A 17,217-nucleotide genomic window follows, 5' to 3' on the forward strand; every position below is an offset into this window, starting at 1 on the left:
ACGCCGTGAACCCCCCTCCGCGGTCCGGCACAGCCGCCAGCGGCTGGGCCGGACCGCGGAGCGGGATTCACGGCGTCTCCCGCAACCGGCCCCACTCCGCCATCCCACAGGAAGCCCGCTTCTGCTTCGGCTGTTGCTGTTGAGGTTGCCGGCCAGCGGCCGGCACTACCGCAGGTACAGGGCTGCAAGCCCTGCCGACCAACACGCTGCTTACGAACGACTGACGTGGCGCTCATGCGCCATGCGCGAGTCTGTCCACTTGGCTGTTCGAGTGGAGGTGGCAACGGTGCACTGGCAAAGCGCACAGGCATACGCATGGCCGTTGGGATTGGCCGTAGTGGTGGGCGGCATCGGCGCGTGGCTGATCCTGTGGATCTACCATCGGCTGAAGGGGCGCGATCGTCGGCGCGCGCGTATCGGGCGTGTGCTCGGGCTGCCGATGGCCACCGCATGGCCGCTGCTGCTGTTGATCCCTGCATTGCAGGCCACGCCGCTGCAGGATCCCGTTCTGGGCAACCTGCAACGGGTGCTGCATATCGCGCTGACCGCGTGCTTCATCTGGCTGCTGGTGCGGGCGGTGGCGGCGGGCGAACGTGCCATCCTGCGCAGCCATCCCATCGATGTCTCCGACAACCTGGAAGCGCGCCGCATCCAGACCCAGACGCGGGTGCTCAGCCGTGTGCTGATGGGCGGCATCATCGTGCTGGGCGCATCGCTGGTGCTGCTGACCTTCCCGATGGTGCAGAAGATCGGCACCGCGCTGCTGGCCTCGGCGGGCCTGATCGGCCTGGTGGCCGGTATCGCCGCAAAGCCCGTGTTCGGCAATCTGATCGCCGGCCTGCAGATCGCAGTGACGCAGCCGATCCGGCTGGATGATGTGGTGATCGTCGAAGGCGAGTGGGGGCGCATCGAGGAGATCGGCAGCAGCTATGTGGTGGTGCGCATCTGGGATGAGCGGCGAATGGTGGTGCCGCTGACCTGGTTCATCGAGAACCCCTTCCAGAACTGGACGCGGCGCAGCGCCGACCTGCTCGGCACCGCGTTCCTGTGGCTGGACTATCGTGCCCCGGTGGCAGCGATCCGTGCCGAGCTGGAACGCATCTGCCGCGGTGAAGCGCTGTGGGATGGCCGGGTCTGCGTGACCCAGGTGACCGAGACCAGCGAGCGCGCGATCCAGGTGCGCCTGCTGGTCAGTGCGCGCAGCTCCGGTGATGCCTTCGATCTGCGCTGCCTGGTGCGCGAACGCATGCTCGATTTCCTCGCGCGCGAGCATCCGCAGTCGCTGCCGCAGGTGCGTGCGCGGCTGCAGCATGCAGACGAACTGGACATGCCGCGCGGTCCACGTGCGCGCACTGCGGATGTGCGTTCGCCGGGGGCTGAAGACGGTGAGGCGGCGATCGTGCCGGTGGAGCCCGACCAGCCGCTGTAGAGCCGAGCCATGCTCGGCTGCTTTCGATTTTCCGTTGAAGCCGAGCGTGGGCTCGGCTCTACAGAAACACGATCACGGCTCGCCGGCGTCGATCAGGGTGTCGGTGTCGAAGTGCGGCGGGCGTCGCGCGCGGGTGCGCTGTTCGTAGGCGTAGGCCATTTCGATCAGCTTCGGTTCGCTCCAGGCGGTGCCCATGAACAGCAGGCCGACCGGCAGGCCATTGATCTGGCCCATCGGCACGCTGAGGCTGGGATAGCCGGCGACGGCGGCGGCGCTGTAGCTCTCGCCGGGGAAGTCGTCGCCTTCGCTGCGGATCGGCCACGCCACACCGGTGGTCGGCGCCACCAGGGCATCGAGCTGGTGGGCGGCGAGGGCGGCGTCGATGCCTTCCGCGCCGGCCAGCCGGCGCGCATCGCTGCGTGCACGGATATAGGCGGGGTCGGCCAGGCCGGCGGTAGCGTCGGCCGCCACCAGCAGTTCCTGGCCGAACAGGCCCAGCTCCTGCTTGCTGTGCGCCTGGTTGAAGGCGATCAGGTCGGCCAGGCTGCGTAGTGGCGCGCGATGGGTGCTGAAGTAGCGCTCCAGCCCGGCCTTGAATTCGTACAGCAGCACCGTGCGTTCCGCCTCGGCCCAGGCGCCCTGGTTGGGCAGGTCCACCGGCACCACGAAGGCACCCGCCCGGCGCAGCTCGGTGGCCGCCTGTTCGATCAGCGGTGGCATGCCGCGGTATTTCAGCAGCGGTGTCTGCAGCAGGCCGATGCGCTTGCCACGCAGGCCCTGCGGGTCCAGGCGCGCGGTGTAGTCGTACACCGCGCGGCCAGGCATGGTCGCCGTGGCCGGGTCGGCATCGTCGCGGCCGGCGATAGCGGTCAGCACGGCTGCAGCGTCGGCGACGCTGCGGGTCATCGGTCCTGCGGTGTCCTGGCTGAAGGAAATCGGGATGATGCCCTCGCGGCTGACCAGGCCGACGGTCGGCTTGAGGCCGACGATGCCATTGACCGCCGCAGGGCAGACGATGCTGCCGTCGGTTTCGGTGCCGATCGCCACGCTGGCCAGGTTGGCGGCGACCGCCACCGCGCTGCCGCTGCTGGAGCCGCAGGGCGAGTGGCTGAGGCGATAGGGATTGCGGGTCTGGCCGCCGCGCGCGCTCCAGCCGGACACCGAATCGTTGCCGCGGAAATTGGCCCACTCGCTGAGATTGGTCTTGCCCAGCACCACCGCGCCGGCGTCGCGCAGCCGGCGCACCAGGTAGGCGTCGTCCGGGCGGAACCCCTGCAGGGCCAGCGAGCCGGCGCTGGTGGCCATCGGGGCGGCGTTGATGTTGTCCTTCAGCAGTACCGGAATGCCGTGCAGCGGGCCGCGCAGGCGTCCATCACGGCGCTCGCGGTCGCGCGCAGCGGCTTCCCTCAGTGCATCCGGGTTGAGCTCGATCACCGCGCGCAGGCGCGGCCCGGTGCGGTCCAGGGTGGCGATGCGCTGCAGGTAGGCCTGGGTCAGGGTGGTGCTGTCCAGCTCACCGGCGCTCATCCGCGCCTGCAGGTCGGTGACATCGGTTTCGGCGTACGGGAACGGCACGTTGCGGCTCGCGGGTTCGGCCGCATGCGCGCTGGACGCGGCCGGGCTGCAGCCAGCCGAAAGCAGCGCAGGCAGCGCGGCAAGCAGGCAGGTCAGCAGAGGCGGCAAGGACGGGCGCATGGGGCGGCTTGGTCGGCTCCAATCCCCAGTGTAGCCGGTGCTCAGCGGTGGCGCTTGCGCAGGTCGCGGGCGAGGACGTAGACCACGATCAGGTTGATCGCCAGGATCGTCCACGATGGCCAGCCGGGATGGCGGATGATCGCGAAGATGTCGAAAGGCAGGTACAGGGAGGCGGTCAGGCAGCCCAGCCAGGAGGCCCAGGCCTTGGCCCGCCACAGGCCCCAGGCTTCGACCAGGTGCAGCAGGCCGTAGCCGATCATCCCCGCCGCGGCCAGGTGGACCGCGTCGGGGCTGATCATGTGCAGCAGCGAGGGCAGGGTGCCATGGTCCGGATCCAGGCTGAAACGCCGGATCAGGACCATGATGCCGTGCCGCAGCGGCTGCGGTCCGAGCACTTCCAGCCCGGTGGCGGCCAACAGCGCCAGCATCGCCTTGCTCGCTTCGAGCAGGGCGATGACGTGGAGGCCCGGATGCCGGTGCGGATCCGGGTTGTAGCCGCTCTGGTCCACGGGGTGCTGGCTCAGCCGCCGCGCGAAGCCTTCTTGCGGTCGCTTTCGGTCAGGAACTTCTTGCGCAGACGGATCTCCTTGGGGGTGATCTCGACCAGCTCGTCGTCTTCGATGAAGTCCAGGGCCTGTTCCAGCGAGTACTTGATCGCCGGGGTCAGCTGGATCGCGTCGTCCTTGCCCGAAGCGCGCATGTTGGTCAGCGGCTTGGTCTTGATCGCGTTGACGGTCAGATCGTTGTCCTTGGAGTGGATGCCGACCAGCTGGCCTTCATACACGTTGTCGCCTTCGGCAGCGAAGAGCTTGCCGCGCTCCTGCAGCGGACCCAGCGAGTAGGCGGGAGTGACGCCCGGCGCATTGGCGATCATCACGCCGTTGATGCGCTTGGCGATCGCGCCCTGCTCCTTCGGACCGTAATGGTCGAACACGTGGAACAGCAGGCCCGAACCCTGGGTCAGGGTCTTGAACTCGTTCTGGAAACCGATCAGGCCACGGGCCGGGATCTGGTATTCCAGGCGCACACGGCCCTTGCCGTCCGGTTCCATGTTCTTCAGCTGGCCCTTGCGGGTACCCAGCTTTTCCATCACGCCGCCCTGGTGGATTTCTTCGATGTCCACCACCAGCTGCTCGATCGGCTCCATCATCTGGCCGTCGATTTCCTTGATGATCACTTCCGGGCGCGACACCGCCAGCTCGTAGCCTTCACGGCGCATGTTCTCGATCAGCACCGACAGGTGCAGTTCGCCGCGGCCGGAGACCAGGAACTTGTCGGCGTCTTCCAGCTGTTCGACCTTCAGTGCCACGTTGTGGACCTGCTCGCGGTCCAGGCGGTCCTTGATCTGGCGGCTGGTCAGGAACTTGCCACCGGACAGGTCCTTGTTGCCGGCGAACGGCGAGTTGTTGACCTGGAAGGTCATCGAGATGGTCGGCTCGTCGACGGTCAGCGCCGGCAGGGCTTCGGGAGTATCCGGGTGGCACAGGGTGTCGGAGATGGTCAGCTCCGGAATGCCGGAGATGGCCACGATGTCACCGGCCTCGGCCGTCTCCTGCTCGATGCGCTCCAGGCCCAGGAAGCCCAGCACCTGGGCGACCTTGCCGTTGCGCTTCTTGCCTTCACGGTCGATGACGGCGACCTGCATGTTCTTCTTCAGGGTGCCGCGCTGGATGCGGCCGATGCCGATCACGCCCACGAAGTTGTTGTAGTCCAGCTGGCTGATGCGCATCTGGAACGGGCCGTCCGGGTCCACTTCCGGACGCGGGGCGTGCTGCATGATCGCTTCGTACAGCGGGGTCATGTCGCCGTCGCGCACGGTGTCTTCCAGGCCGGCGTAGCCGTTCAGGGCCGAGGCGTAGACGATCGGGAAGTCCAGCTGCTCATTGGTGGCGCCGAGCTTGTCGAACAGGTCGAAGACCTGGTCGATCACCCATTCCGGACGCGCGCCCGGACGGTCGATCTTGTTGACCACGACGATCGGCTTGAAGCCCATCGCGAAGGCCTTCTGGGTGACGAAGCGGGTCTGCGGCATCGGGCCGTCCATCGCATCGACCAGGATCAGCACGGTGTCGACCATCGACAGCACGCGCTCGACCTCACCACCGAAGTCGGCGTGGCCGGGGGTGTCGACGATGTTGATCCGGTTCTTGATGCCGGTCTTCTTGTCTTCCCAGGTGATGGCGGTGTTCTTGGCCAGGATGGTAATGCCGCGTTCCTTTTCCTGGTCGTTGCTGTCCATCACGCGCTCGGCGAGGACGGTACGCTCGGACAGGGTGCCGGACTGCTTCAGCAGCTGGTCGACCAGGGTGGTCTTGCCATGGTCGACGTGGGCGACGATGGCGATGTTGCGAAGATTTTCGATGGACATACGAAAGGGGGCCAGTCGGCGCCGGATTTGGAAAAAGAAGTCCAACATTATACGTCGAACTTGACGATTCGCGAAAAGGTGGATTTCACGCCTGTCACGGGGCCCATTCAGCTGGGCATCCGCCGCCCCGGCCGGGGCCGCCAGGACCCGGCTGCGCGGCTCCCCGTCCGGGGGCTGAAGCGGGGCGCTTCACCAATGGTCGAAGCCGCCGCCGACACGAGGCGGGTGTAAACTAGGTGGCTAGACGCATTCCCCTTTGCATCAAGGATCTTCATGTCCCTCATCGCCACTTTCGACACCACCCAGGGCCCGATCAAGGTCGAGCTGTTCGCCGACAAGGCACCGCTGACCGTGGCCAACTTCGTGAACCTGGTCAAGCACGGCTTCTATGACGGCCTGATCTTCCACCGCGTTATCGCCGACTTCATGATCCAGGGCGGCTGCCCGCAGGGTCGTGGCACCGGCGGCCCGGGCTACAAGTTCGAAGACGAGAAGAATGGCGTGAAGCACGAGGTCGGCTCGCTGTCGATGGCCAACGCCGGCCCGAACACCAACGGCAGCCAGTTCTTCATCACCCACATCAAGACCGATTGGCTGGACGGCCGCCACACCGTCTTCGGCAAGGTCCTGGAAGGCCAGGCGATCGTCGATTCGGTCAAGCAGGGCGACGTGATCCATTCGATTACCCTGGAAGGCGACGTCGACGCCGTGCTGGCCGCCCAGGCCGACCGCGTCGCGGAGTGGAACAAGCACCTCGCCGCCTGATCCCCCTTCGAAACGGCCACCCACGGGTGGCCGTTTCCCTGTTCCCCGCCGCCCGCCAGGCCTGCGTGGCTCTGCCCGCGGCGTCCCATCAAACGCTTGCAAGCAAGAGGAAACCCCCATGAAAGCACCCGTTCGTGTTGCCGTGACCGGCGCCGCCGGCCAGATCGGTTATGCCCTGCTGTTCCGCATCGCCTCCGGCGAAATGCTGGGCAAGGACCAGCCGGTCATCCTGCAGCTGCTGGAACTGCCGGTCGACAAGGCCCAGGCCGCCCTGAAGGGCGTGATGATGGAGCTGGAAGACTGCGCCTTCCCGCTGCTGGCCGGCATGGTCGGCACCGATGATGCCGAAGTCGCGTTCAAGGACGCCGACATCGCCCTGCTGGTTGGCGCACGTCCGCGTGGCCCGGGCATGGAGCGCAAGGACCTGCTGCTGGAAAACGCCAAGATCTTCACCGCCCAGGGCGCGGCGCTGAACAAGGTCGCCAGCCGTGACGTGAAGGTGCTGGTGGTCGGCAACCCGGCCAACACCAATGCCTACATCGCCATGAAGTCGGCCCCGGACCTGAAGCCGGAAAACTTCACCGCCATGCTGCGCCTGGACCACAACCGCGCGCTGAGCCAGCTGTCGACCAAGCTCGGCAAGCCGGTCGGTGGCATGGAGAAGCTGGTCGTGTGGGGCAACCACAGCCCGACCATGTACCCGGACTACCGTTTCGCCACCGCCGATGGCGCGTCGATCGCCGATGCGATCAACGACCAGGAATGGAACGCCAACACCTTCATCCCGACCGTGGGCAAGCGCGGCGCGGCGATCATCGAAGCCCGTGGCTCGTCCTCGGCCGCTTCGGCCGCCAACGCTGCCATCGACCACGTGCGTGACTGGGTGCTGGGCAGCAACGGCAAGTGGGTCACCATGGGCGTGCCGTCCGACGGTTCCTACGGCATTCCGGAAGGCGTGATCTTCGGCTTCGCAGTGACCACCGAGAACGGCAAGTACACCCTGGTGAAGGATCTGCCGATCGACGACTTCAGCCAGAAGTACATCGACAAGACCCTGGCCGAGCTGGAAGAAGAGCGCGCCGGCGTTGCCCACCTGCTGGGCTGATGCAGGCGGTACCGGCTCGAGCCGGTACCTCTTTCATCAAGGTAGGTGTCGACCGCTGGTCGGTACATTCCCATCGAGGTAGGTACCGACCGTTGGTCGGTACGCAGAACGGGGAAGCTTCGGCTTCCCCGTTTCTGTTTGGACGGATACGGAGCCGCATGATCCACCTGCATTACATCGACGACGCGCTGCTGGTGGCCGAGAAGCCGGCCGGCCTGCTGTCCGTGCCCGGCCGCGGCGCCGAGAACCAGGATTGCGTGGTCGCGCGCCTGCAGGCGCTGTACCCGGATGCGTTGACCGTGCACCGCCTGGACCAGGTGACCTCCGGCCTGCTGCTGCATGCGCGCGGCAAGGACATGCAGGTGGCGTTGTCGATGCAGTTCGAGCAGCGCCAGGTCGGCAAGCGTTATGAAGCGATCGTGGAGGGGCTGCTTGAAGGCGATGCCGGCGATGTGGACCTGCCACTGATCGTGGACTGGCCAAACCGGCCGAAGCAGATGATCGATCACGAACGCGGCAAGCCGGCGCTGACGCGCTGGCGCGTAATGGCGCGTGATGCCGAAGCGCAGCGCACGCGCGTGGCGCTGGAGCCGGTTACTGGCCGCAGCCATCAACTGCGCCTGCACATGGCCAGTCTCGGCCATCCCATCGTTGGCGATGTGCTGTATGACGCCGCGCCTGCGCAGCGCGTGCATCTGCATGCGCGCAGCCTGCGGTTCACCCACCCGGTGACGGGCGAGGCGCTCGCGTTCGAGTCCGCCACTCCGTTCTAGGGGTTCGGCAGGGCTTGCAGCCCTGCACCTGCTACGAACCGGAGCAACGTCAAAGGCCAAGGCGGCTCTGGTCTTCTGCTTGCTGGGTGGGGCGGTGTGGGTTGGCAGGACACGCCGTAAACCCCCCTCCGGGGTCCGGCCCAGCCGCTGGCGGCTGTGCGTTCGGGCGCTTGCAAAGCAGTGCTTCGCAAGCAAAGCGCCCTCACCCAAGGGGGCTCGATGGCGCCATCCATGGCGCCAACGGTCCTGCCAACCCACACCGCCCCACCCCCGACAGATTCCTGCGGCAGTTGGTAACGGCTGTCGCTGTTGGTGTTGGTAGGTGTCGACCTTGGTCGACACGATTTTTCTGTCAGATATCGAATTGAATATTGAATCTGGGGATCCGACCCCGTGCTCCGACAGATCGCGGAAGTCTGTCGAAGGCGGGGTGGGTCCGGTTGCGGGGCGTGAGCCGCATGGATGCGGCGACCGAGCCTCCATGGACGGATTCACGGTGTCCCCCGCAACCGGACCCACCTCGCCATCCCACGGGAAACCCGCTGTTGCTTCGGCTGTTGCTTCTGAGGTTGCCGGCCAGCGGCCGGCACTACCGCGGGTGCAGGGCGCAGCCCTGCATGAAAACCCCACCCCCTACCAAGGTAGGGCGGCCCGCGCGGCAGCGCCGGACTATCCTCGAACCCATGACTTTGTCTGGGAGGGCTGCGTCATGAACTACGAGGAAACCTACCGTCGCTCGATCGACGAGCCGGAGGCCTTCTGGGGCGAGGAAGCCAAGCGCATCCATTGGCACAAACCGCCGCAGCAGGTACTCGACTACAGCAACCCGCCGTTCCGGCGCTGGTTTGTCGGCGGTGAAACCAATCTCTGCTACAACGCCGTCGACCGCCATCTGGCCGAGCGCGCCGACCAGCTCGCGCTGGTTGCCATTTCCACCGAGACCAGCAGCACCCGCGAGATCACCTATCGCCAGCTGTATCGGGAAGTGAACGACTTCGCTGCCGTGCTCAAGCACCTCGGCGTCGGTCACGGTGACCGTGTGGTGATCTACATGCCGAACATGGCCGAAGCCGTGTTCGCGATGCTGGCCTGCGCGCGCATCGGTGCGGTGCATTCGGTGGTGTTCGGTGGCTTCGCCGCGCACAACCTGGCGCTGCGCATCGACGATGCCAAGCCGAAGCTGCTGATCGCCGCCGATGCCGGCATGCGCGGTGGCAAGCTGATTCCGTACAAGCCGATGGTCGATGCAGCCTGCGCCGAAGCCACGTCGCCACCGCCGCACGTGCTGATCGTGTCGCGCGGACTGGATGCCGCCGAACCACGCGTGCCGGGCCGCGATGTGGAGTACGCCGCGCTGCGTGCGCAGATCGGTGAGGTCGACGTGCCGGTGCAGTGGCTGGAATCGAGCGAGCCGAGCTACCTGTTGTATACCTCGGGCACCACCGGCAAGCCGAAGGGCGTGCAGCGCGATGTCGGCGGCTACGCGGTGGCGATGGCACAGTCGATGGAAACCGTCTTCGACTGCAGGCCGGGGCAGGTGATGTTCTCCACGTCCGATGTCGGCTGGGCGGTAGGCCATTCCTACAATGTGTACGGCCCGCTGATCGGCGGCTGCACCTCGCTGCTGTACGAAGGGCTGCCGACCAACCCGGACCCGGGCATCTGGTGGGCGCTGTGCGAGCAGTACAACGTGCGCACGATGTTCTCGTCCCCCACTGCCATCCGCGTGCTGAAGAAGCACGATGCGGACTTCATCCATCGCCACGACCTGCGCGCGCTGAAATACCTGTTCCTGGCCGGCGAGCCGCTGGACGAACCGACCGCGCACTGGATCAGCGAAGCGCTCGGCAAGCCGATCATCGACAACTACTGGCAGACCGAGACCGGCTGGCCGGCGCTGACCCTGCTGCCGGGCCTGGAGATGAAGCCGGTGCGCTTCGGTTCGCCGGGCTTCCCCAACCTCGGCTACCGGATGAAGGTGATCGACGAGAACACCGGCGAGGAAGTCGCACCGGGGCAGAAGGGGGTGCTGGTGGTGTCGCCACCGTTGCCGCCGGGCTGCATGAGCACGGTGTGGAACGACGACAACCGTTTCCTGCAGAGCTACTTCAGCCACTTCAAGGAACTGCTGTACAGCTCGCTGGACTGGGCAATCCGCGACGACGATGGCTACACCTTCATCCTCGGCCGTACCGATGATGTGATCAACGTGGCCGGGCACCGGCTGGGCACGCGCGAGATCGAAGAGGCCATTTCGAGCCACCCGCGCGTGGCCGAGGCTGCCGTGATCGGGGTCAAGGACGAATTGAAGGGGCAGGTGCCGCTGGTGTTCGTCACCCTCAAGCAGGGCCTGGATGGCGAGGATCCGGCGCAAGTGGTGGCCGAGATGATGGCCACGGTGACCACCTCGCTCGGCGCAGTGGCCCGCCCGGCGCACGTGCACGTGGTCAACGCGCTGCCCAAGACCCGTTCGGGCAAGCTGCTGCGGCGCTCGTTGCAGGCGCTGGCCGAGCAGCGCGACCCGGGTGACCTGTCGACGCTGGACGACCCCGGCGCGCTGGAGGAGATCCGCCGGGCGCTGGGCCGTTGATCCGGTCGTGCCGGCCACTGGCCGGCACCCCCATCCACCCCGAGGTTGCCGGCCAGCGGCCGGCACTACCCGCAGTACTTGCGCTAAGCTCGGCCTGTCATCGACCTGCAATACGCGGCTCGCGCCGGGGAACGCGCGTGCCGTCCGGAGATGGCAACACAGGGGGGCGTGCCTGCGAGGGCGCGCCGGCATTGCGCATCGAGCGAGGGGGAGGCAATGGCATTGCTGCACGCCAAGACGGCTGCTGGCCGTCAGGAAATCGAAGACCGTAGCCGGCGCCTGCCGGCGGCACTGCGTTCGATCCTGCTGATGGTCGATGGCCATCGCAACGACACCGAACTGCGTGGCCTGTTCGAAGGCCTGCGGGCACCACCGGACGCGCTGGAGCAATTGTCAGCACAGGGCCTGATCGAAGTGATCGGCGGAAGCGCAGAGGTGGCGCCGGCGCGCGGCATCAGCACCGGGCGCGAACAGGACCCGGCGCTGTACCAGCAGTTGTACGACGCGATGAGCGAGGCGGTGCGCCGCCACCTGGGCCTGAAGGGCTACTTCATGCAGTTGAAGATCGAACGCTGCACCGACGCGCTGGCGCTGGAGCGCTTGTGCCCGGAGTTGCTGGCGGCGGTGGGCAAGGCACGCAGCCCGGCATTGGCGCAGCGCTGGTGGCAGGAAACCCAGGCGGCGGTGCTGAACGCTGGCAGTGAGGTCGTGCAGGCCTGAGCCACCGCGTAAAGTGATCGGTTCACTTCCCTACAAGGAGTCCCGCGTGCAGGACGACCACGACGACACCGACACCCCAGGCTGGGACGCGATCAATGCGGCGCTGGCGCCGCTGTATGCCGGCCAGGAGCCGCGCCACTTCGGCACCGCGCTTCCGTACACGCTCGGTGGCCAGGATCCACTGGATGGCATCAGCGTGTACTGGGCGGATGCGCCGGTACCGCACTGGCATTACATCACCTACGGCTTCTCCGAGCTGTACGCCAAGGAGAGCAGTGATGCAGATGCCAGCGGTTATGGCTTCGAGCTGACCTTCCGTCTGGCTGCCGAGGCCGGTGAGAACGCCGGCAGCACCCCGCCGGTGTGGCCGATGAACCTGCTGCAGAACCTGGCGCGTTACGTGTTCGGCAGTGGGAACGTGTTCGAGGATGGCCATCACCTCAACGCCAACGGTCCGATCGCGCTGGAGACCGGCACGCGGCTGTGCCATCTGGCCTTCATTGCGGACCCGCAGTTGCCGGCGCGGGACACGGCCAACGGCCATCTGCAGTTCCTGCAGCTGGTCGGATTGACCGATGAGGAGATGGAGGCGGTCAAGCGCTGGTCGACGCGTGGCGTGCTGCAGGCGCTGCTGCCGGCGATGCCGCTGTGGATCAGCGATCTGCATCGCGACAACCTGCTGGAGGACCCTGCGCTGGCACAGCGGGTGCAGGCCGGCAGCGAACGCGAGGGTTCCAGCACCGGCATGCTGTTCATCGAGACCCTGGACTGGCGGCAGGAGGCGGGCGTCACCACGCTGGTGCTCGGCGCCGGTCAGGTCGCCAGCGTGTGCGAACTGTTGCCGCTGCGCCTGCGCCACGGCAAATCGCTGGAACTGGCCAGCCGCGAGCGGCAGTGGGAGTTCATCGCGCATGGGGGCGGTGAAGCGGCGGACGTATCCGCCGACAGCGCGCGCTGGTCACTGGACGAGGCGGGCCTGCAGGCCCTGGCAGGGGTGCGCGCCGAGCGCGGGGTTTACCCGGTGGCGGGGGCGCTGCGCATCGAAGTGGTGCCGACCTACCTGCGCGATGCCAAGGGGGAAGTGATCCGCCAGATCGGCTGATCGCGCGAATGATATCGAGGGGTCGGAGCCGCCTGCTGCGCAGGCGGATCCGACCCCGTCTGGTGGCCGGTGGGGTCAGATCCGTCCGCCACGCGAACGGCTCTGACCCCTGACCAAGGTCAGGCCAGGCCTTCGGCCTTCAGCGCGGCCTGCACGCCGGCATCGGCATCCATGCGTGCCTTGTAGGCGGCCAGATTGTCCAGGCCCGACAGGTCGACCTTGGTGCCGGCCGCCCAGCGCAGGGTGATGTAGAAGTACGGGTCGGCGAAGCTGCGGAAGCCGGCCAGCCAGGGCTTGTCGGCCAGCTGCCTGTCGGCGGTCTCGAACAGGCCACGCAGGCGCTTGTGCGCGGCGGCGCGGATCGCGTCGTACTGGCCTTCGTCGGCAATGAACTTGCCCGGCGCGAACAGCGGCGAGAAGGCCGGGTGCACGTCGGAATTGACGAACGCCAGCCAGCGGGTGGCTTCGGCGCGCTGACGCGGGCTGCCGTCACCGCCGAGGCCGGCCTGCGGGAAGCTGTCGGCGATATAGCCCATGATCGCGGCGTTCTGCAGCAGCACGAAGTCGCCGTCGACCAGCGCGGGCACCGCACCGGCCGGATTGATCTTGAGGAATTCCGGACCCTTCAGGGTGTCCTTGTTCAGCAGTTCAACCTCGAACGGCTGGCCGGTCCACTGCAGGGCGATGTGGTCGGCGGTGGAACAGGCACCGGGCTTGCTGTACAGCTTCATGGGAACTCCAGGTGATGCGGGCGGGAAACGCCCACTATCCCAGAGCCTGCCGGCAGGCGGCAACGCTGCCGCCGGCACGGATCGTTACGACTGCCGCGGCTTGAGGTTCTGCACCTTATAGAAGGTGTGATCGCCGATGGTGGCCACCTGGTAGGCATTGCGCCAGTTCGGGCTGGCGATGGACAGCGCGGCGAAGTGGCTGGCACCGGGCACGATCTCGCGGCGCTCGCCGGCCGGCAGCGCCCAGTTGCGCTCGGCGTCGAAGGCCACGTTCATTGCCTCGCTCCAGGCCGCGTCGTTGCCCAACTGGGTGCCGGGGGAGACGATGGTCGGTGCGAACTGCTTGCGCGCGGTGACCACCTGGCACATCGAGTCGCCCCACAGGCCACTGTCGAGACGGCGCAGTGCGACCTCGGCGACGGCCTGCTGGCCGCGCAGGGTCTGGTCGCGGGCTTCCAGGTAAACGGTGGTGCTCAAACACAGTGAATCAGCGGCCGGCTGCGGCAACAACTGCGACAGCCAGAGAATCCAGGCCAGTTTCATATAACTCCTTGCTCCGTATGGGTCGCACCCTCCGGTTCCGGCCGCAGGGCGACAGGAGGCGGGGTACGACTTGGCGTCATGGGGAGGCGGCCATCGGGGCCGCCCCGTTGGGCAGCCCCAAAAGAAACGACCAGTACCGATCGTGGGGCTGCGCCGGCTCACCGGAAACTGGCTGGTGAGCGGAAAGATGGCGCAAGGTAGGGGGGCGCAGCCGAACGCATCGTGAACCGCTCGGCTTGACATTCAGGTTTAATGAGGGTGACGGAAATCACATTCCGTCCCCCATTCAGGCGCTCATCAGAGCCCGGCGGCAACCCGGCTGCCCTGGTCGATGGCGCGCTTGGCGTCGAGTTCTGCGGCAACGTCGGCACCGCCGATCAGCTGCGCGTTGATGCCGGCCGCCTGCAGTTCGGCCTGCAGCGCGCGGTTGGGTTCCTGCCCGGCGCAGATCACCACATGGTCGACCGGCAGCAGCTGTTCGCTGCCGTCCACGCGGATGCGCAGGCCCGCGTCGTCCACGCCGAGGTACTCGACGCCACCGAGCATGCGCACGCCCTTGGCCTTCAGCGTGGCGCGATGGATCCAGCCGGTGGTCTTGCCCAGGCGCGCGCCGGGCTTGCCCGGGCTGCGCTGCAGCAGCCACAGCCGGCGCGGCGAGGTTTCAACCTCCGGCCTGGCCAGTGAGCCGCGGGCCTCGAAGGTGCTGTCCACGCCCCATTCGGCCATCCAGCGCTGCGGGTCGAGGGAGGGGGACTCGCCGGCGTGACTGAGGAATTCGCCGACATCGAAGCCGATGCCGCCGGCGCCGATGATCGCCGCACTGGCGCCCACTTCGACCCGGCCCAGCAGCACGTCCAGGTAGCTGACCACCCTGGCGTGATCGGCACCGGGGAAATCGACCTTGCGCGGAGTGATGCCGGTGGCCAGCACCACCTCGTCGAAGCCGGTCAGCTGGGCGGCTTCGGCGCGGGTGCCGAGGCGCAGCTGCACACCGGTTTCGGCCAGTTTGTGGCGGAAGTAGCGCAGGGTCTCGTGGAACTCTTCCTTGCCGGGGATGCGCTTGGCCACGTTGAACTGGCCGCCGATCTCATCATTGGCGTCGAACAGGGTGACCAGGTGGCCGCGCTGGGCAGCGACGGTGGCACAGGCCAGGCCGGCAGGGCCGGCACCGACCACGGCTACCTTCTTCGGCGTGGCGGTGGGGTGATAGACCAGCTCGGTCTCGTGCGCGGCGCGCGGATTGACCAGGCAGCTGGCCAGCTTGTTCTCGAACACGTGGTCCAGGCAGGCCTGGTTGCAGGCGATGCAGGTGTTGATCGCCTCGGCGCGGCCGGCACGGGCCTTGTTCGGCCACTGCGGGTCGGCCAGCAGCGGGCGTGCCAGCGACACCATGTCGGCGCCGCCATTGGCGAGGATGCGCTCGGCGACGTCGGGCATGTTGATGCGGTTGGTCGCCACCAGCGGCACCTTCACATGCGGCTTGAGCTTGGCGGTGACCCCGGCGAAGGCAGCACGCGGCACCGAGGTGGCGATGGTCGGAATGCGCGCTTCGTGCCAGCCGATGCCGGAATTGATGATCGTTGCGCCGGCCGCCTCGATGGCCTGCGCCTGCTGCACGATTTCTTCCCAGCTGCTGCCGTCGTCGACCAGATCCACCAGCGACAGGCGATAGATGATGATGAAGTCCGGGCCGCAGGCCTCGCGGATGCGGCGTACGATCTCGACCACGAAGCGCATGCGTTGGCGCGCGTCGCCGCCCCAGGCATCGGTGCGCTTGTTGGTGCGCGGGGCGATGAATTCGTTGATGAGGTAGCCCTCCGAACCCATCACTTCCACGCCGTCGTAGCCGGCCTCGCGGGCCAGCTTGGCGCTGCGTGCGTAATCGGCGATATGCCGGTCGACGCCGCTGGCCGACAACGCGCGCGGGGTGAACGGGTTGATCGGTGCCTTCAGCTTCGACGGTGCCACCGACAAGGGGTGATAGGCGTAACGGCCTGCATGCAGCAGCTGCAGGCAGATCTTCGCGCCGTGCTGGTGCGCGGCGGCGGTGAGCTGGCGGTGCGGCCGCACTTCCCAGGGCCAGGACAGCTTGCCGCCGAACGGCTTCAGCCAGCCGACCACATTCGGTGCGAAGCCGCCGGTGACGATCAGGCCGACGCCGCCCTCGGCGCGCTCGGCGAAGTACGCCGCCAGCCGCGGGAAGTCGCGGGCGCGATCCTCCAGGCCGGTGTGCATCGAGCCCATCAATACGCGGTTGCGCAGTTGGGTGAAGCCCAAGTCCAGCGGGGCGAACAGATGGGGATAGGCGCTTTCGTTGGCTGGCGACATGGTCGATACGCTTGCGTACGGAAGCGCGAAGCGTGCCGCGAAACGGCGGCCGGGGCAAGGGCCGCTGGATGGCGCCGGCGCTGCCCCCGAACTCCGGGGGCGATAGTGCGGGCCGCTGGCCGGGTACGCTCGGCACATGCGTGCTGTCGCTCCCGCGTTTCGCTGCGCGAATCGCGGGCCCCACTTACCGGCCTCCACCCCCCGCGCCTGCGGCGCTGCCCCCGAACTCCGGGGGCGGTAGTGCCGGCCGCTGGCCGGGTACGCTCGGCACATGCGTGCTGTCGCTCCCGCGTTTCGCTGCGCGAATCGCGGGCCCCACTTACCGGCCTCCACCCCCCCGCGCCTGCGGCGCTGCCCCCGAACTCCGGGGGCGGTAGTGCCGGCCGCTGGCCGGCATTCGGGGCAGCTCAGGGTGATTGCGGCTGCCGGGCAGCGGCGGGTACGACCGGGGGGCGGCCGATCCCGAACCAGCCCAGCGTGACGCCGCACAGCGGGCCGATCAGCAGGGCGAAGGCGAGGGTGCCGAGGCCGACATTGCCGCCCAGCCACCAGCCCAGCAGCAATACGCTGCCTTCGATCAGGCTGCGCACCTTCCAGATCGGCCAACCGGTGCGGGCATGCAGGCCAGTCATCAAGCCATCGCGCGGTCCCGGGCCGAGGCGGGCGCCGATGTACAGGCCGGTGGCCAGCGCGACCAGCAGCATGCCTGCACAGAACATCGCCAGCTGCCAGCCCACGCCGATGGCCGGTGGCAGCAGCCACAACCCGAACTGTGCGGAGGGACCGATCAGCATCACGTTGAGCACCGTGCCGACGCCCGGCTTCTGGCGCAGTGGCCACCACAGCAACAGCACCAGTGCGCCGATGACATTGGTCGCCAGCCCGAAGGACAGCGGCGTCTGTGCGGCGATGCCCTGCGACAGCACGTCCCAGGGCGCCACGCCGATGGCGGCACGGATCATCAGCGAGGCACCGAAGCCATACAGGAACAGGCCGGTGATCAGTTGCAGCAGGCGCAGGGGCAGGGCGGTAGGCATGGTGGGCTCGGGGGAGGGGAGATCTGTTTCC

At 67.4% G+C, this 17,217-nt stretch carries 14 protein-coding genes; 7 read left to right on the forward strand and 7 right to left on the reverse strand.

The window, feature by feature from the left end; all coding sequences use genetic code 11:
• The first annotated feature begins 241 nt into the window (after positions 1-241).
• Positions 242-1,429 carry a mechanosensitive ion channel family protein gene (locus tag QP609_RS04100; RefSeq protein ID WP_169411760.1) on the forward strand — a complete coding sequence of 396 codons (1,188 nt, stop codon included), beginning with the start codon at positions 242-244 and terminating at the stop codon, positions 1,427-1,429.
• Between the two features lie 72 nt (positions 1,430-1,501).
• Here the strand turns inward: QP609_RS04100 and QP609_RS04105 are convergent, their stop codons facing one another.
• Genes QP609_RS04105 through typA form a run of 3 tightly spaced genes read right to left on the reverse strand, consistent with a single transcriptional unit; the run spans position 1,502 to position 5,492 of the window.
• The gene (locus QP609_RS04105; protein WP_197621565.1) at positions 1,502-3,124 is read right to left on the reverse strand and encodes an amidase; all 1,623 of its coding nucleotides are present in this window, start codon (positions 3,122-3,124) and stop codon (positions 1,502-1,504) included.
• Positions 3,125-3,165: 41 nt separating this feature from the next.
• Complete coding sequence (locus QP609_RS04110) at positions 3,166-3,633, reverse strand: DUF2127 domain-containing protein (RefSeq protein WP_032955872.1); 468 nt, start codon at positions 3,631-3,633, stop codon at positions 3,166-3,168.
• Positions 3,634-3,644: 11 nt separating this feature from the next.
• Complete coding sequence (gene typA / locus QP609_RS04115; protein WP_014646062.1) at positions 3,645-5,492, reverse strand: translational GTPase TypA; 1,848 nt, start codon at positions 5,490-5,492, stop codon at positions 3,645-3,647.
• A gap of 273 nt (positions 5,493-5,765) precedes the next feature.
• On the opposite strand from typA, the gene QP609_RS04120 reads away from it, so the two are divergent.
• The 6 genes from QP609_RS04120 (at position 5,766) to QP609_RS04145 (ending at position 12,547) form a co-directional block, all read left to right on the forward strand.
• Positions 5,766-6,257 carry a peptidylprolyl isomerase gene (locus tag QP609_RS04120; RefSeq protein ID WP_005408225.1) on the forward strand — a complete coding sequence of 164 codons (492 nt, stop codon included), beginning with the start codon at positions 5,766-5,768 and terminating at the stop codon, positions 6,255-6,257.
• Positions 6,258-6,375: 118 nt separating this feature from the next.
• Positions 6,376-7,362, forward strand: coding sequence for a malate dehydrogenase (locus tag QP609_RS04125; RefSeq protein ID WP_004153634.1), 987 nt, complete (start codon positions 6,376-6,378; stop codon positions 7,360-7,362).
• 158 nt (positions 7,363-7,520) lie between these two features.
• A complete protein-coding gene (locus tag QP609_RS04130) occupies positions 7,521-8,135 on the forward strand; it encodes an RluA family pseudouridine synthase (RefSeq protein ID WP_032955877.1) in 615 nt (204 codons plus the stop codon).
• 709 nt (positions 8,136-8,844) lie between these two features.
• The gene (gene prpE / locus QP609_RS04135; protein WP_014646065.1) at positions 8,845-10,725 is read left to right on the forward strand and encodes a propionate--CoA ligase; all 1,881 of its coding nucleotides are present in this window, start codon (positions 8,845-8,847) and stop codon (positions 10,723-10,725) included.
• Between the two features lie 216 nt (positions 10,726-10,941).
• A complete protein-coding gene (locus QP609_RS04140) occupies positions 10,942-11,445 on the forward strand; it encodes a hypothetical protein (protein ID WP_014646066.1) in 504 nt (167 codons plus the stop codon).
• A gap of 46 nt (positions 11,446-11,491) precedes the next feature.
• Positions 11,492-12,547, forward strand: a complete 1,056-nt coding sequence (locus tag QP609_RS04145) for a suppressor of fused domain protein (protein ID WP_049406569.1) — start codon at positions 11,492-11,494, stop codon at positions 12,545-12,547.
• A 119-nt stretch (positions 12,548-12,666) separates the two neighbouring features.
• Here QP609_RS04145 and QP609_RS04150 read toward each other — a convergent pair whose 3' ends face one another.
• The 4 genes from QP609_RS04150 to QP609_RS04165 form a co-directional block, all read right to left on the reverse strand.
• Positions 12,667-13,278, reverse strand: coding sequence for a glutathione S-transferase N-terminal domain-containing protein (locus tag QP609_RS04150; protein ID WP_014646068.1), 612 nt, complete (start codon positions 13,276-13,278; stop codon positions 12,667-12,669).
• Between the two features lie 84 nt (positions 13,279-13,362).
• Positions 13,363-13,821: a cell wall hydrolase gene (locus QP609_RS04155; protein WP_004154513.1), complete on the reverse strand. Its 459-nt coding sequence runs from the start codon at positions 13,819-13,821 to the stop codon at positions 13,363-13,365.
• 297 nt (positions 13,822-14,118) lie between these two features.
• A complete protein-coding gene (locus QP609_RS04160; RefSeq protein ID WP_197621654.1) occupies positions 14,119-16,149 on the reverse strand; it encodes an NADPH-dependent 2,4-dienoyl-CoA reductase in 2,031 nt (676 codons plus the stop codon).
• 407 nt (positions 16,150-16,556) lie between these two features.
• Positions 16,557-17,186, reverse strand: a complete 630-nt coding sequence (locus QP609_RS04165) for a membrane protein (RefSeq protein WP_014646070.1) — start codon at positions 17,184-17,186, stop codon at positions 16,557-16,559.
• Positions 17,187-17,217: the final 31 nt, after the last annotated feature.

Source organism: Stenotrophomonas sp. 8(2023) (assembly GCF_030345295.1).
GTDB lineage: Bacteria > Pseudomonadota > Gammaproteobacteria > Xanthomonadales > Xanthomonadaceae > Stenotrophomonas > Stenotrophomonas muris.

Excerpts from the sequence above, each read along its gene's own strand:
- QP609_RS04165 (WP_014646070.1), bottom strand. The coding sequence starts at position 17,186 with ATGCCTACCGCCCTGCCCCTGCGCCTGCTGCAACTGATCACCGGCCTG.
- QP609_RS04140 (WP_014646066.1), top strand. The coding sequence starts at position 10,942 with ATGGCATTGCTGCACGCCAAGACGGCTGCTGGCCGTCAGGAAATCGAA.
- QP609_RS04130 (WP_032955877.1), top strand. The coding sequence starts at position 7,521 with ATGATCCACCTGCATTACATCGACGACGCGCTGCTGGTGGCCGAGAAG.
- QP609_RS04120 (WP_005408225.1), top strand. The coding sequence starts at position 5,766 with ATGTCCCTCATCGCCACTTTCGACACCACCCAGGGCCCGATCAAGGTC.
- prpE (WP_014646065.1), top strand. The coding sequence starts at position 8,845 with ATGAACTACGAGGAAACCTACCGTCGCTCGATCGACGAGCCGGAGGCC.
- QP609_RS04150 (WP_014646068.1), bottom strand. The coding sequence starts at position 13,278 with ATGAAGCTGTACAGCAAGCCCGGTGCCTGTTCCACCGCCGACCACATC.
- typA (WP_014646062.1), bottom strand. The coding sequence starts at position 5,492 with ATGTCCATCGAAAATCTTCGCAACATCGCCATCGTCGCCCACGTCGAC.
- QP609_RS04125 (WP_004153634.1), top strand. The coding sequence starts at position 6,376 with ATGAAAGCACCCGTTCGTGTTGCCGTGACCGGCGCCGCCGGCCAGATC.
- QP609_RS04100 (WP_169411760.1), top strand. The coding sequence starts at position 242 with ATGCGCGAGTCTGTCCACTTGGCTGTTCGAGTGGAGGTGGCAACGGTG.
- QP609_RS04155 (WP_004154513.1), bottom strand. The coding sequence starts at position 13,821 with ATGAAACTGGCCTGGATTCTCTGGCTGTCGCAGTTGTTGCCGCAGCCG.
- QP609_RS04160 (WP_197621654.1), bottom strand. The coding sequence starts at position 16,149 with ATGTCGCCAGCCAACGAAAGCGCCTATCCCCATCTGTTCGCCCCGCTG.
- QP609_RS04105 (WP_197621565.1), bottom strand. The coding sequence starts at position 3,124 with ATGCGCCCGTCCTTGCCGCCTCTGCTGACCTGCCTGCTTGCCGCGCTG.